The 14,260-nt window shown below is 66.8% G+C and carries 11 protein-coding genes and 2 riboswitches; of the genes, 6 read left to right on the top strand and 5 right to left on the bottom strand.

The window, feature by feature from the left end:
• Window positions 1–161 precede the first annotated feature (161 nt).
• Window positions 162–830: a phosphatase PAP2 family protein gene (locus QPK32_RS01805; protein ID WP_290411068.1), complete on the bottom strand. Its 669-nt coding sequence runs from the start codon at window positions 828–830 to the stop codon at window positions 162–164.
• Window positions 831–1,233: 403 nt separating this feature from the next.
• Here QPK32_RS01805 and QPK32_RS01810 point away from each other — a divergent pair, with 403 nt between their 5' ends.
• Entirely contained in the window at window positions 1,234–1,545 is a 312-nt protein-coding gene (locus tag QPK32_RS01810) for a hypothetical protein (protein ID WP_290411069.1), read from the top strand.
• 191 nt (window positions 1,546–1,736) lie between these two features.
• On the opposite strand, the gene QPK32_RS01815 is transcribed toward QPK32_RS01810, so the two are convergent.
• On the bottom strand, window positions 1,737–2,294 hold the full coding sequence (locus tag QPK32_RS01815) for a ClpP family protease (RefSeq protein WP_290411070.1): 558 nt from the start codon (window positions 2,292–2,294) through the stop codon (window positions 1,737–1,739).
• A gap of 186 nt (window positions 2,295–2,480) precedes the next feature.
• Window positions 2,481–2,568, top strand: a riboswitch (glycine riboswitch).
• 18 nt (window positions 2,569–2,586) lie between these two features.
• Window positions 2,587–2,679: riboswitch (glycine riboswitch) on the top strand.
• A 54-nt stretch (window positions 2,680–2,733) separates the two neighbouring features.
• Here QPK32_RS01815 and gcvT point away from each other — a divergent pair.
• From gcvT to gcvP, 3 genes are all read left to right on the top strand, one after another.
• Window positions 2,734–3,867, top strand: coding sequence for a glycine cleavage system aminomethyltransferase GcvT (gene gcvT, locus QPK32_RS01820; protein ID WP_290411071.1), 1,134 nt, complete (start codon window positions 2,734–2,736; stop codon window positions 3,865–3,867).
• A 64-nt stretch (window positions 3,868–3,931) separates the two neighbouring features.
• The gene (gene gcvH / locus QPK32_RS01825) at window positions 3,932–4,312 is read left to right on the top strand and encodes a glycine cleavage system protein GcvH (RefSeq protein WP_290411072.1); all 381 of its coding nucleotides are present in this window, start codon (window positions 3,932–3,934) and stop codon (window positions 4,310–4,312) included.
• Between the two features lie 185 nt (window positions 4,313–4,497).
• Entirely contained in the window at window positions 4,498–7,392 is a 2,895-nt protein-coding gene (gene gcvP / locus QPK32_RS01830) for an aminomethyl-transferring glycine dehydrogenase (protein WP_290411073.1), read from the top strand.
• Here gcvP and QPK32_RS01835 read toward each other — a convergent pair.
• A complete protein-coding gene (locus QPK32_RS01835) occupies window positions 7,383–9,005 on the bottom strand; it encodes a methyl-accepting chemotaxis protein (protein ID WP_290411074.1) in 1,623 nt (540 codons plus the stop codon). The two genes, gcvP and QPK32_RS01835, sit on opposite strands and share 10 nt — an antisense overlap.
• Window positions 9,006–9,220: 215 nt before the next feature.
• Here QPK32_RS01835 and QPK32_RS01840 point away from each other — a divergent pair, with 215 nt between their 5' ends.
• On the top strand, window positions 9,221–9,544 hold the full coding sequence (locus tag QPK32_RS01840) for a hypothetical protein (protein WP_290411075.1): 324 nt from the start codon (window positions 9,221–9,223) through the stop codon (window positions 9,542–9,544).
• A gap of 179 nt (window positions 9,545–9,723) precedes the next feature.
• Here the strand turns inward: QPK32_RS01840 and QPK32_RS01845 are convergent, their stop codons facing one another.
• Window positions 9,724–11,394, bottom strand: a complete 1,671-nt coding sequence (locus QPK32_RS01845) for a peptide chain release factor 3 (RefSeq protein ID WP_290411076.1) — start codon at window positions 11,392–11,394, stop codon at window positions 9,724–9,726.
• Between the two features lie 453 nt (window positions 11,395–11,847).
• Between QPK32_RS01845 and QPK32_RS01850 the strand changes: the two genes are divergently transcribed.
• Entirely contained in the window at window positions 11,848–12,660 is an 813-nt protein-coding gene (locus tag QPK32_RS01850; RefSeq protein WP_290411077.1) for a Crp/Fnr family transcriptional regulator, read from the top strand.
• Here the strand turns inward: QPK32_RS01850 and QPK32_RS01855 are convergent.
• The gene (locus QPK32_RS01855) at window positions 12,614–14,179 is read right to left on the bottom strand and encodes a CHASE3 domain-containing protein (protein WP_290411078.1); all 1,566 of its coding nucleotides are present in this window, start codon (window positions 14,177–14,179) and stop codon (window positions 12,614–12,616) included. The genes QPK32_RS01850 and QPK32_RS01855 overlap by 47 nt on opposite strands.
• Window positions 14,180–14,260: the final 81 nt, after the last annotated feature.

A 14,260-nucleotide genomic window follows, 5' to 3' on the forward strand; every position in this document is an offset into this window, starting at 1 on the left:
TCATCCAGAAGGACCTGTTCGACGCAATTCCTGGTCGAATCGGCACGGGAAAGCGACGGCATCTTTCAAGTCGATGCCCACGCGCCATTGGCTAAAAAAGTGCTCCGACCCCGAATTTCGCGGGAAATGCGCTCTGACCCCGAATTTCATGACCCCGAATTTCAGGTGCACAGGTAGTCGAAGCGGATGCGGTCCGGCGTGCACGGCGGTACGTAGGGGCCGCGCGCCGGTTGCCAGTCGCTGCGCAGGTAGACCCGGTCGCGGCCGGACAATTTCAGCGTGGCCGCGGTCAGCCACTGGTGCGAGTTGATGGGGTCGGCGAGGGGCAGCAGCAATGTGGCCGCTAGCAGGCCCAGCAACAGCGGACGGGGCGAACAGTCGCGCGCCTTCTGCGCGTGGCGGATGAACAGCGCGGCCGTGGCCAGGCCCAGCAGGCAGCCGGCCAGCGCCTCGCTGGCCGAGTGGGCGCCGATCTTGACGCGGCCCAGCGCCACCAGCACGCCCAGCACCGCGCCGGCCGCGACGGCAAGGCGGCGCAGGCGGCCGCCTTCCCGTTCCAGCAGCAGGAACAGCGCGACGGGAAATACGGCCGCCGCCCGCGTCGCGTGGCCGGAAAAGCCGGTGAAGGCGAGCGAACGGATGCCGATGCCCCAGCCGATGAAGGCGGCCTGGCTGGCCGCGGCCACCACGAGCGCGGCGCCGAACAGCAGGCACCACGCCAGCGCCAGGCGCCAGCAGCGCGCGGCCACGAGCCAGGCGGCGACGGCGATCGCCAGCAGCGCGGTGACGTTCAGGCCGCCCAACGCGGAAAGATTGGACCACAGGAGCATGGGATTCGACAGGGACGAAAGCCGCTCGACTATACCGCAGGCCCGGCCCGCGCCCAAGCCGCGCACGCTTCGGACAGCCGCCTCCCGCGCGGGAGCAGCGCGGGAACGATCATTCTACGGATGAGGTAACCCGACAGCAAATACCGCACCCGACCGGTGCAAACAAGGTGCGCCGCGAAATATGCAAATCAATTATCGAACTTACGTAGAAAAAACGTTTCCGAGGAAATGCACCTAGTCCTACAACGGTGCAAGGACCGCTCCGATACCCGTTCTACTGCCGGGCTTGCATCATTGCTTCACCGGAAAACGCTGCAGGCATCGACGCCCGGCAGCATTCGGAAGCAGGACAAGAGCAGAACCAGAGCAGGACACTTTACCAATCATATTGAAAGGAAAGATCATGGCTTCGAATCAAAATTCGCGTCCCGGCAACCAAGGCGGCACCCACGAGCAACACGTGAAGGCAGGTCAGCAAAGCCACAAGAATTCCGGCAGCCAGCAGTCGGCCTCGTCCGGTTCGGGTTCGCGCTCGGGCGGCGTCCAGGGCGGTACCCACGAGCAGCACGTCAAGGCGGGCCAGCAAAGCCACAAGAATTCGGGCAGCCAGCAATCGGGCTCGGCCGGTTCCAGCTCGCAGTCGAGCGGCACCCGCGGCGGCACCCCGGAGCAGCACGCCGCTGCCGGCCGCCAGAGCCACAAGAACTCGCGCTGACGATAGCGCGCCGCGTTCGTCCGGCGGAGCGACTGCACCACCGGACGGCACTCGGAACAGGCATGAAGCCCGCGCAGCCCAGGCTGCGGCGGGCTTCATGCTTTCGTGCCCCGTGAATCGAAGGATGCACGCGCCCGCGAAGCGCAGGCAGCGCGCCGGCAGGCCGGCACCCGGCGGTGCCGGCGTTCGTATCAAATATTGCGCAGGCTCGCGCCCTTGGGCGGCGAAAAGTCGCGCACGTCGTCGACCAGGCCGGCGGCCTTGGCATCGCGCGCCGTCAGGTGCAGGTCCCCGTACTGGTGGATGCCCCACTGCTCGGGCGTGAGCTCCACGTGCTTGCGCAGGATCGATTCGGTGCGCGCATCGTCGGCGCGCAAGCCTTCGACGATGATGTTGAGCGCATCGGGCCGCGATCCGGGCGAGGCCGTCGCGTGGGATTTATGGATCATGAAGCGCGCCGTGTCGCTCGCATAGCGGCGCGTGCCGGACAGGTACAGGATCACGGCGATCGACGCCACCGCCCCGCCGTTGTACATGACGAAGTCGATCGGCGATGCCGCCATGAAGTTGTAGAGGCACAGGCCATCGCTGACATAGCCGCCGTTCGATTGCACCAGCACGTGGGCCGTCTCGATGCCGTCTTCCGTCATGTGGGCCACCGCCTCGAAGACGCGGTGCACCATGTCGCTGTTGACGTCGCCCGACAGGGTGAACCACGCTTCCTTTTCGTTTGCTTGATCTTCGCTCATCGTGGGATCTCTTATATAGCAAGGGTCATGGGGCAAGTTTAACAAAACACGCCCTTTTGCCGATGCTGACGCACTGCAATAGTGCGAGCGCTGCCCGCTGGAAATCATGACCCGGCCCGACACCCGGAAATCGGCCTGCCAGGCCCCTTCCAGATTGACTTCCCGGGGCCGCTGACATATGCTTCGCAGTCTTGACCGGGAGAGCGCAGCGCACCGCTGCCGCCGAAGGGGCATCACCCGAAAACTCTCAGGCAAACCGGACCGGTCAAGGGGCGCCGCGCGAATGCCGCGGCGGACCAACTCTGGAGAGCGGCCTTGCGGCCCACCGAAGGGGCAGGCGGCGCACAGCCGCTATCTCTCAGGTACCGAGGACAGAGGGGTGCGAACAGCATGCGGCCGGCCGCATGCACGACCCCTATTCACTGTTTGAGGATTTCCCATGACGCTCAAGGCGACCCCGCTCAATTCCGCTCACCGCAACGCTGGCGCCAAGATGGTCGACTTCGGCGGCTGGGACATGCCCGTCAACTACGGTTCGCAGATCCAGGAACACGACGCCGTGCGCACCGACGCGGGCATGTTCGATGTCTCGCACATGTGCGTCGTCGACGTCAAGGGCCACAACGTGCGTGCCTTCCTGCGCCACCTGCTCGCCAACAACGTCGACAAGCTGCAGGCGCCGGGCAAGGCGCTGTACTCGTGCATGCTGAACCCGCAGGGCGGCGTCATCGACGACCTGATCGTCTACTTCTTCGACGAGACCTGGTTCCGCCTGGTCGTCAACGCCGGCACCGCCGAGAAGGACATCGCCTGGATCCGCGAGCGCAACGAGACCTCTCGCTCGGGCCTGGAAATCACGCCGCGCAGAAATGATCTGATGAGCGACCTGTCGGACGACGGCATCGCCCTGGTCGCCGTGCAGGGCCCGAACGCGCGCGCCAGGTTCTGGGACGTCGTCCCGGCGACCCGCGAAGCGTCGGAGGGCCTGAAGCCGTTCAACGCCGTCATCGTGAAAGACACGCCGTTCGGCGAACTGATGGTCGCGCGCACCGGCTATACGGGCGAGGACGGCTTCGAGATCGGCGTCGCCGCGACCCAGGTCGAGGCGCTGTGGAATGCGCTGGCCGCCGCCGGCGTCAAGCCGGCCGGCCTGGGCGCGCGCGACACGCTGCGCCTGGAAGCGGGCATGAACCTGTACGGCCAGGACATGGACGATACCGTGTCGCCGCTGGACGCGGGCCTGGCCTGGACCGTCGACCTGGTGTCGGAGCGCGACTTCGTCGGCAAGAGCGCCCTGCAGCGCGGTCAGCAGCAGCAATTCGTCGGCCTGATCCTCCGCGAGAAAGGCGGCATCCTGCGCGCCCACCAGAAGGTGGTGGCCGCCTCCGGCAATGCCGGCGAGATCACCAGCGGCACCTTCAGCCCCTCGATGCAGCAGGCGATCGCGCTGGCGCGCGTGCCGATGGACGTCCAGGTGGGCGACACCGTGCACGTCGAGATCCGCGACAAGAAACTGGCCGCTTCGGTGGTCAAGCTGCCGTTCGTGCGTAACGGCAAGGTCCTGGCCGTTTGAAGCATTCCGGCCCGAAAAGAACAAACTATACTTACCGCACCATCCCCTCATTAGGAGTTTACGCATGAACATCCCGGCCGACCTGAAGTACACCGAATCCCACGAGTGGGTCCGTCAAGAAGCCGACGGCACCCTGACCGTCGGCATCACCGAATACGCGCAGGACGCGCTGGGCGACATCGTGTTCGTCGAGCTGCCGCAAGTCGGCAAGACCTTCACCGCCGGCGACGACGCCGCCGTCGTGGAATCGGTGAAAGCCGCCAGCGACATCTACGCGCCGGTCTCCGGCACCGTCGTTGCCGTGAACCAGCCGACCGCCGACGCGCCGGACTCGATCAACGCCGATGCCTACAGCGCCTGGCTGTTCAAGCTGCAGCCGTCGGACCCGGCCGCGATCGACAGCCTGCTGGACGCCGCCGCCTACGGCAAGACCACCGAAGGCTGATCGTTGTCAGCGAGCGCGCCTGCGGGCGCGCTTGTCGTTTGTATCCCCGAATAGTGTTACGTCGTCCCTGCGCAGGCAGGGACCCAATTATTGAGCGGACCCACATACCGAACTTGGGCCCCTGCCTGCGCAGGGGCGACGGTTTTTTTTCCCGCGCCTCCGACTTCTCTTTTTCTGTTGCCACCATGACCCGCACCAGCCTGACCCAACTCGAAGCACGCGACGGCTTCATCCCGCGCCACATCGGCCCGTCCGATTCCGAACAGGCAGCCATGCTGTCCGCCCTCGGCTACGATACGCGCGCCGCGCTGATCGACGCCGTCGTCCCCGCCAACATCCGCCGCAAGGACAAGCTGGATCTGGGCCAGTTCTTCGATCCGCTGCCCGAGCAGGCCGCGCTGGCCAAGCTGAAGGCGATCGCCGCGCAGAACAAGGTCATGAAGTCGATGATCGGCCAGGGCTACTACGGCACCCACACGCCGCCCGTCATCCTGCGCAACATCTTCGAGAACCCGGCCTGGTACACCGCCTACACCCCGTACCAGCCGGAAATCTCGCAGGGCCGCCTGGAAGCGATCCTGAACTTCCAGCAGGTCATCACCGACCTGACCGGCATGGGCATCGCCAACGCTTCGATGCTGGACGAAGGCACCGCCGCCGCCGAAGCCATGACGCTGATCCAGCGCGTCGGCAAGTCGGCCTCGAAGGTGTTCTACGTGGCCGACGACGTGCTGCCGCAGACGCTGGAAGTGGTGCAGACCCGCGCCAAGCCGATCGGCGTCGAAGTGCGCACCATCGCCGCGGGCGAGATCGAGAACCTCACCGAAACCTGCTTCGGCGTGCTGCTGCAGTACCCAGGCGTGAACGGCGACGTGCGCGACTACCGCGCGGCCTGCGAGAAGCTGCATGCGGCCGGCGCCATGATCGTCGTCGCCGCCGACCTGCTGGCGCTGACCGTGCTGACCCCGCCGGGCGAATGGGGCGCCGACGTCGTCGTCGGCAACAGCCAGCGATTCGGCGTGCCGCTCGGCTTCGGCGGCCCGCACGCCGGCTACCTGGCCACCCGCGACGAATTCAAGCGCAGCATGGCCGGCCGCCTGGCCGGCGTCACCATCGACGCCCAGGGCAACAAGGCCTTCCGCCTGGCGCTGCAGACCCGCGAACAGCACATCCGCCGCGAAAAGGCGACCTCGAACATCTGCACCGCGCAGGTGCTGCTGGCCGTGATGGCCTCGATGTACGCGATCTACCACGGCCCGAAAGGCCTGGAGCAGATCGCCCGCCGCGTGCACCGCTACACCGGCATCGTCGCCGGCGCGCTGCAGCAACTGGGCTACCAGCTGGCCAACCAGACGTACTTCGACACGCTGACCGTGGCCGCGTCGAACGCCGACGAGATCCACCGCATCGCGAACGAGCACGGCATCAACCTGCGCCGCATCGACGGCGGCAACGTGGGCCTGTCGCTGGACGAGACCACCACGCGCGACGACGTCGCCGCCGTGCTGGCCGTCTTCGCGAAAGCCGCGGGCAAGGACGCGGCCTTCGACATCGACGCCATGGACAAGGACGCCGCCGATGCCTTCCCGGCCGCCCTGTCGCGCACCAGCGCCTACCTGACCCACCCGACCTTCCACCGCTACCACGCCGAGCACGAGATGCTGCGCTACCTGCGCGCCCTGGCCGACAAGGACCTGGCGCTGGACCGCACCATGATCCCGCTGGGTTCGTGCACGATGAAGCTGAACTCGACCTCGGAAATGATCCCGGTCACCTGGCCCGAGTTCTCCAGCATCCACCCGTTCGCACCGGAAGACCAGACCGTCGGCTACCGCGAGATGATCGGCCAGCTGGAAGCCATGCTGTGCGCCGTGACCGGCTATGCCGGCGTGTCGCTGCAGCCGAACGCCGGTTCGCAGGGCGAATACGCTGGCCTGCTGATCATCAAGAAGTACCATGAGTCGCGCGGCGAAGGCCACCGCAACATCTGCCTGATCCCGTCGTCGGCGCACGGCACCAACCCGGCATCGGCGAACATGGTCGGCATGCAGGTCGTCGTCACCGCCTGTGACGAGAACGGCAACGTCGACCTGGAAGACCTGAAGAAGAAGGCCGAGCAGCACGGCGCCAACCTGGCCTGCGTGATGGTCACCTATCCGTCGACCCACGGCGTGTTCGAGGAAGGCATCAAGGAACTGTGCGAGATCGTGCACGCGCACGGCGGCCAGGTGTACGTGGACGGCGCCAACATGAACGCGCTGGTCGGCGTGGCCGGTCCGGGCCTGTTCGGCGGCGACGTCAGCCACCTGAATCTGCATAAGACCTTCTGCATCCCGCACGGCGGCGGCGGCCCGGGCGTCGGTCCGGTGGCGGTGGCGGCGCACCTCGTGCCCTTCCTGCCGAACCAGGCGTCGACCGGCTACTCGCGCGGTGAAGAAGGCATCGGCGCCGTCAGCTCGGCCGCCTACGGCTCCGCCTCGATCCTGCCGATCTCGTGGATGTACATCGCGATGATGGGCGCCGAAGGCCTGACGATGGCGACCGAGATGGCGATCCTGAACGCCAACTACATCGCACGCCGCCTGGCGCCGCACTACCCGGTGCTGTACACGGGCCACGACGGCCTGGTGGCGCACGAGTGCATCATCGACCTGCGCCCGCTGCAGGACAAGACCGGCATCAGCAACGAGGACGTGGCCAAGCGCCTGATGGACTTCGGCTTCCACGCCCCGACCATGAGCTTCCCGGTGCCGGGCACGCTGATGATCGAGCCGACCGAGTCGGAATCGAAGGCGGAGCTGGACCGCTTCATCGAGGCGATGATCACCATCCACGCCGAGATCGTGAAGGTCGAGCGCGGCGAGTACGACCGCATGGACAACCCGCTGAAAGGCGCGCCGCACACGGCGGAGGTGGTCACCGCCGACGACTGGCAGCACACCTACACGCGTGAAGTCGCCGCCTTCCCGGTGCCGTCGCTGCGCAAGAAGAAGTACTGGCCGCCGGTCGGCCGCGCCGACAACGCCTACGGCGACCGCAACCTGTTCTGCGGTTGCGCGCCGATCAGCGACTACGAGTAATCCGCGTCGCCCGCGCTGCCCTGCCCGCGGCTGCTCGCCAGCCGCAGGTAGGGATGCCCGGCCCTGCCGGGACGCCCGTCATCCTCGGGCGTTCCCGGCGGGGCCGTTTCCTTTTCGGATACCGGCTGCACCGCCTCGTCCAGGCGGAACGTGGCCACGGCGCGCGACAGCGCCAGCGCCTGCTGCTGCAGGCCGCGCGCCGCCAGCGCCGCCTCTTCCACCAGGCGCGAGCCCTGGCGCGTCATCTCGTCCATGCGCACGATGGCCTGGTTGACGCCGAGCAGGTCGCGCGCGCGCTCGCTGCTCGCGCTGCCGATCCTGTCGACGATGTCCCCCACCTCTTGCACGGAACTGGCCAGGTCGGCCATGCTGGAACCGGCGTCCAGGGCACGCGCGGTGCCGTCCTCGATGGCGCCGACGGCGCTGCGCGCGAGTTCGCCGACCTCGCGTGCCGCACGCCTGGCTTCGTTCAGCGCCGGGGCGCTGCCTGCGAGGCTGGCGTGTCCCAGCGCCGCCTCGATGCCCGCGCCGATCGTCTCCAGGCGCAGCGCCGTGCGGCGCACGGCTTCCATCGTCGCCACCAGCCGGTGCACGGTGCCGCCGCCGTGCTGGGCCGCGAGCGAGGCGTTTTCCGCGAGGCGCGTGGCCGCGTGGGCGCTGTTGGCATTGTCGTGCATGGCCGCGGCCAGCTCGCGCATTGCCCCGGCCGTGCGCTCTAGCGAATCGCGCACGCCCGCGCGCGGCGGCAGGCTGCCCCGGCCCAGCACGATCTCGCGCGAGGCCGAGCCGATCGAGCGCGCCGATTCCAGGATCGTGCGCAGCGTGCCGTTCAGGTTGCGGATGCTGGCGTCGAGCGCGCGCGAGGTGGCGGCGATCTCGTCCTGCCCGTCCAGGCGCGGCCTGATCGTCAGGTCGCCGCCGGCCAGGCCCCGCACCACGGCCTCGATCGCCCCGACCTCCGCCAGCAGCGAACGGCGCACGGCGACCGTGATGGCCAGCGAGGCCGCGACCGCCAGCCCGACCACGAGGGGCATCAGCATCGACATCAGGCGGAAGTCGGCCTGGGCCCGGGCCGAAGCCTGCTCGGACAAGTCCTGCTCGCGCTGGGCGAGTTCGGTCAGGCGCTGCGCCACGATGGCGAACGCGCGCTCGGCCTTGGACATGGCGTTGGCGCCGATCGACTGGTCGATGGGGACGATCTCGAGCACGTCGCGCACGGCGGCCACGTACAGGCCCCAGGCGGCGCGCGCCCCCTCGACGCTGCGCCGCTCGTCCGGGCTGTGGGCCGTCATCTGCTGCAGGGACGCGAAGCCGCGGTCGATGGCGGCGTGCTGGGCGCGCAGGTCGGCAACGAGCGGCTCGATGCGCGCGCGCGAAAAGCTGCCGCCGGTCCAGGTCAGCGCCTGGTAGGCCTGGGCGTGGGCGCGCTGGCTCGAGACGACGAGCTCCGTGGCGGCGCGCATGTGGACGGCGCGCTGCCCGACGATCGTGTCGAGCGATTCGTTCTGGCGTACCATCGCGTAGTAGGCGCCGCTCGACAGCAGCACCAGCGGCACCAGCACGGCGCCGGGCGCGAGCAGCAGCTTGGGACCGATGCGCAGGCGCGCCAGCATGCTAGCGCGCCGCGCCCGGCAGCGCGGCCGGGCAGGAGTGGGCGGGGATTGCTGCGTTCGTCATCGGCGATCTCCTCGAAGCGGGTCGTAACAGCGTGCAGCCTGTCGTCGGGATGGCGCAAGGCAATGTTTCAGACGTGCATTGAGGCAATTTACGCGGATGAGTGCCGGCCCCTTTGGGCTAGCGCAAATCCGGCTATACACAAAGGAAGCAGATGAAACGAAACGTCATTGGCGCGCTGCTGTCGGCCCTGGTCTTTCCGGGCACGGGCCAGTTCTACCTGCACCGGCGCGGCCGCGGCTGGCTGTTGCTGCTGCTCGCCGCCGGCGCCGCCATCGTGTACGCCGATTTCGCCGTCGACCAGGCCACGGCGCTGGCCGACCAGGTGCTGGCCGGCAGCGTGCCGCTGGACCCGGCGGCCATGGCGGCGCGCCTCGAGGCGGCCCCCACGCCGCTGCCGGAAACCGTCGCCGGCATCGTCTTCGCCGCCTGCTGGATCGGCGGCATCGTCGAAGCCCTGCTCGTGCGCGAGCGTTGACCGGGCCGGCCCGCGTGGGGTCGCTCCCATTGCCGCATTGCGCGGGGGGAGGATTCGTTTCGGTGAAAGGAACAGGACTGCGGTAGGGTGGACGGGTTCCCCGTCCACGCGTTCAGCCAGCGCGTGCCGGACGCGTGGACGGCACAGCCGTCCACCCTACGCCGGCGCCGCAGCCAGGATCAGTCCAGCTTCGCCGCGTGCTCGCGCGTCGCGTGGAACTGCAGCTTCGGCCAGCGCTCCTGGGTCAGGCGCAGGTTCACGCCCGACGTGGCCAGGTAGGCCAGGTTGCCGGCCGCGTCGTAGGCGACGTTGTGGGCCAGCGCCTGCTCGAAGTCGGCCAGCGACTTCTTGTCGTCGCTGGACACCCAGCGCGCGCTGCTGATACTGCTGCCCTCGAACACGGCGTCGACGCCGTACTCGTTGAGCAGGCGGCTCGCCACGACCTCGAACTGCAGCACGCCGACGGCGCCCAGGATCAGGTCGCTGCCCATGACGGGCTTGAACACCTGCACGGCACCCTCCTCGCCCAGCTGCTGCAGGCCTTTGTGGAGCTGCTTGGTCTTGAGCGGATTGCGGATGCGCACGGTGCGGAACAGGTCCGGCGCGAAGTACGGGATGCCCGTGAAGGTCAGCACTTCGCCTTCCGAGAAGCTGTCGCCGATCTGCATATTGCCGTGGTTCGGCAGGCCGATGATGTCGCCCGCGTAGGCTTCCTCGACCTGTTCGCGCGACGAGGCCATGAAGGTCACGACGGACGACAATTTCACCTCCCTGCCAAGCCGCAGGTGCTTGACCTTCATGCCCTTCTCGAAGCGTCCCGAGCACACGCGCAGGAAGGCGATGCGGTCGCGGTGGGCCGGGTCCATGTTCGCCTGGATCTTGAAGACGAAGCCCGAGAACGGCTGCTCTTCCGGCTTGACGGCGCGCACCGTGGCGTCGCGCTCGCGCGGCGCCGGCGCCCATTCGATCAGCGCCGACAGGATCTCGCGCACGCCGAAGTTGTTGATCGCGGAGCCGAAGAACACGGGGGTCTGCACGCCGGACAGGAAGCGCTCCAGGTCGAACGGGTGCGAGGCGCCGTGCACCAGCTCCACTTCCATCTTGAGCTGTTCCATCTCGAGGGGGAACATCTCGTGCAGCTTCGGATTGTCGATGCCCTTGATGATCTCGTAGGCGCCGTCGGCCTTTTCCTCGCCCGCCTTGAACAGCATGACTTCGTCGTTCAGCAGGTGGTACACGCCGCGGAAGTTCTTGCCCATGCCGATCGGCCAGGTCACGGGCGCGCACTCGATCTTGAGCACCGATTCCACTTCGTCGAGCAGCTCGAGCGGGTCGCGGGTTTCGCGGTCGAGCTTGTTCATGAAGGTGACGATCGGCGTATCGCGCATGCGGCAGACGTCGAGCAGCTTGATGGTCTGCGATTCCACGCCCTTGGCCGCGTCAATCACCATCAGCGCCGAGTCGACGGCGGTGAGCACGCGGTAGGTGTCTTCGGAAAAGTCCTGGTGGCCCGGGGTGTCCAGCAGGTTGATCACGTGGTCGCGGAATTCGAACTGCATCACCGAGGAGGCGACCGAGATGCCGCGCTGCTTCTCGATGTCCATCCAGTCCGAGGTCGCGTGGCGGCCGCTCTTGCGGCCCTTGACGGTGCCGGCCAGCTGGATCGCGCCCGAGAACAGCAGGAGCTTTTCGGTCAGCGTCGTCTTGCCGGCGTCGGGGTGGGAAATGATGCCGAAGGTGCGGCGGCGCGCGACTTCGCGCGCGATGACGGCGGCCGGCTTGGAAGCCGGTACGGCGGCCTCGGTGGCCGCGTCGTCGTCGGGGGGGAATGCTGCGGTTTCGTTGGACATGGTCTCGCCCTGGAGGCGCATTGCAAAACGGTCGATTTTACCGAGTCTCTTGCCCCTTGTGTGAAGGATTTCACCGACCGGGAGTAGGAATGCGCTGTAGGATGATTCGGAGTCGACTGATATCGATACCCGCCCCGCGCCACGATTCGGCACCAATAATGTGCCTGCAATCACCATCCAGAACCCTCGGTTCTGCCGGAATCACGCGAATTAATGAGCAGGAAAACGATTTAATTTCTTTCTGCCATTTCTCCCCCGCAAGAACTACCGAATTTTCGGTATTCCTCTCTAGTAGGACTGGGCTGACAAAACATCCTACGTCGAACCTACATGGGGGCGACGACTAGTCTTATGTTCGGCAGAACACTATGGCATTAATGTACACACATCGCGATGAGGAAACCCATCCAAGCAATCGCCCCAGTGAAGTAGTCAGAGATAACGAGGAACAAAATGAATAACGCTCAACTCGGTGTGGCCGTCCAAAAGCAAGCACAATCGAACCAGATCCCTTCGACCAGCGAAGACATCAAGCTGGCATCCCGCCCGGTGGTGAGCTACAGCGGTACCCAACAGAACGAATTGCTCGCGGCCCTGCCGCGTCCCGACCTGGAAGCCCTGTTCGAACACCTGGAACTGGTTCCGCTGCCTTTCGGCAAGGAACTGTTCGAGTTCGGCAGCAAGCTCGAATACGTGTACTTCCCGACGACCGCCATCGTGTCCCTGCTCTACGTCATGGAAGACGGCGCGACGACCGAGATCGCCGTGGTCGGCCATGAAGGCGCCGTCGGCGTGTCGCTGTTCATGGGCGAGCGCGCTACCTGCAGCGCCGTCGTCCAGAGCGCCGGCTACGGCTACCGCCTCAAGACGCAATTCCTGCGCGACGCCTTCAACAAGGGCGGCGCCCTGCCCCAGCTGCTGATGCGCTACACGAATGCGCTGTTCGCCCAGATGGCCCAGAACGCCGTCGGCGGCCGCCACAGCTCGATCGAGCAGAAACTGTGCCGCTGGCTGCTGGACCGCCTGGACCGCTCGGCCAGCAACGAACTGAAAGTGACCCAGGAACTGATTTCGATCATGCTGGGCGTGCGCCGCGAAAGCATCACGGCCGCTGCCGGCAAGCTGCAGGACGAAGGCCTGATCCAGTACCGCCGCGGCAACATCACGGTGCTGAACCGCCAGGGCCTGGAAGACTACGCCGGTGAGTGCTACAAGGTTGCTAAAAGCGAGTATGACCGTCTGCTGATGGACGTTGCACGCGCATGAGTGGCGCCGCGCCGCCTCCGGCCGCGATCGGCGCCGGGGCGGCCCGCTGGTCGATGGCCAGCTGTTCATTCAGTTCCTGATGCAGTTCATCCAGCAGTTGTTCCCGCAGTAGCTTCTCTTCGGCCGACGCCTTCGGCTCGACCGATCCCACCGCCAGCGCCGATGCAACGAGGACACCGCCAGACGCGGTTCCGCCAGGCTCGGCGCCCGGCGCCGCCACCGGCACGGCAGCATGCACGCTGGTCCCGATGCCGTTCACGCCCCGCTCCACGCGCAGGCTACCGCCCAGCAGCGCCGCCCGTTCGCGCATGCCCAGCAGGCCATGCGACTTCGGCCGGCGCATCGCGTCCGGCGGGATGCCGACGCCGTCGTCGGAGACCTCCAGCACGTACGCCTCCCCTTCCCGCGCCAGGTGCACGACGACGTGCTTCGCCTTGGCGTACTTGGCCACGTTGTTCAGGGATTCCTGGGTAATGCGGAACAGCGCGATCGCCTGCATCGGGCCGGCGTCGTCGACGGTGCCTTCGATCAGCGCTTCGCAGTCGATGCCGGTCACGCGGCCGTAATCCTCGCAATAGCTTTCCAGCGCCGCCTGCAAGCCCATATTGTCCAGCAGGCTGGGGCGCAGACCCTCGATGATGCGGCGCTTCAGCTCCACCGTCTCCAGCAGCGTGCCGCGGGCGTGGGCCAGCATGGCGGCTTGCTCCGGATGGCTGTCCTTCAGGTGGTCGCCGACGCTGGCGAGATGCATGCCGATGGCGGTCAGGTTGGCGCCCATCTCGTCGTGGAGCTCGCGCGCCAGGCGCGCCTTCTCCTCTTCCGACACGCTGATCAGGTGGCGCGACAGCACGGACAATTGCTCGGTGCGCTCGGCCACGAGGGCTTCCAGGTGGTCGTTGGTCTGCTGCAGCGCATGCTCGGCCTGCAGGCGCGCGCGGAAGCTGCCGCGGATCAGGTTATAGAACAGCACCAGCACGAACAGCGCGGCGAAATTGATGCCCAGGCCCAGCAGCGTGGCGCGGCGGTACTGGTCGTAGAAGGCTGTGGTGCGAGCGGCCAGCAATTCGTTCTGCTCGCCCGTCATGATCACGACCTGCAGGCGGATCTCGTCCATATTGCCGCGGTCTTCCTGGGTACGGGCGATGGCGATGATGTCGTCCAGGCCGCCATGGCGATAGACCTCGAGCGCCTGGTTCATCAAGTCCATGCGGCGCGTGACGAGGGTCTGCAGTTGCGCGAGATTCTTTTGCTGGGACGAGTTATCGGCCAGCAGTTCCTTGAGGATGTTGAACTGGCCGCCGAGTTCGCGCTGGGCGGTACGCAGGGGGCCGAGATAGGTGTCGGAGCCGGACAGGAAATAGCCGCGCAGGCCGCTATCCGCATCGGTGACGAGGAGGTTGACGTACTGGAGCTTGGCCGATACGCGGTCGGCCTGGGCCTGCCGGGTATTCGCTGCCTTGAGTCCATCCAGGTTACGTGCCAGGCTGAACGCGTTGAGCACCAGGATCAGGACGCACACGACACACAGCAGGGTTTGGTATAACGGGAGGCTGCGGCCCGGCCTGAACTTGGGGTCGGTAGTGAAGTACATCCTCGAGCG

This window comes from Massilia sp. YIM B02763 (assembly GCF_030412015.1).
GTDB lineage: Bacteria > Pseudomonadota > Gammaproteobacteria > Burkholderiales > Burkholderiaceae_D > Telluria.

Bases quoted from the DNA above. Each gene is read 5' to 3' on its own strand.
- QPK32_RS01840 (WP_290411075.1), top strand. From the start codon at position 9,221: ATGAAACGAAACGTCATTGGCGCGCTGCTGTCGGCCCTGGTCTTTCCG.
- gcvH (WP_290411072.1), top strand. From the start codon at position 3,932: ATGAACATCCCGGCCGACCTGAAGTACACCGAATCCCACGAGTGGGTC.
- gcvT (WP_290411071.1), top strand. From the start codon at position 2,734: ATGACGCTCAAGGCGACCCCGCTCAATTCCGCTCACCGCAACGCTGGC.
- QPK32_RS01805 (WP_290411068.1), bottom strand. From the start codon at position 830: ATGCTCCTGTGGTCCAATCTTTCCGCGTTGGGCGGCCTGAACGTCACC.
- QPK32_RS01815 (WP_290411070.1), bottom strand. From the start codon at position 2,294: ATGAGCGAAGATCAAGCAAACGAAAAGGAAGCGTGGTTCACCCTGTCG.
- gcvP (WP_290411073.1), top strand. From the start codon at position 4,498: ATGACCCGCACCAGCCTGACCCAACTCGAAGCACGCGACGGCTTCATC.
- QPK32_RS01810 (WP_290411069.1), top strand. From the start codon at position 1,234: ATGGCTTCGAATCAAAATTCGCGTCCCGGCAACCAAGGCGGCACCCAC.
- QPK32_RS01845 (WP_290411076.1), bottom strand. From the start codon at position 11,394: ATGTCCAACGAAACCGCAGCATTCCCCCCCGACGACGACGCGGCCACC.
- QPK32_RS01835 (WP_290411074.1), bottom strand. From the start codon at position 9,005: ATGCTGGCGCGCCTGCGCATCGGTCCCAAGCTGCTGCTCGCGCCCGGC.
- QPK32_RS01850 (WP_290411077.1), top strand. From the start codon at position 11,848: ATGAATAACGCTCAACTCGGTGTGGCCGTCCAAAAGCAAGCACAATCG.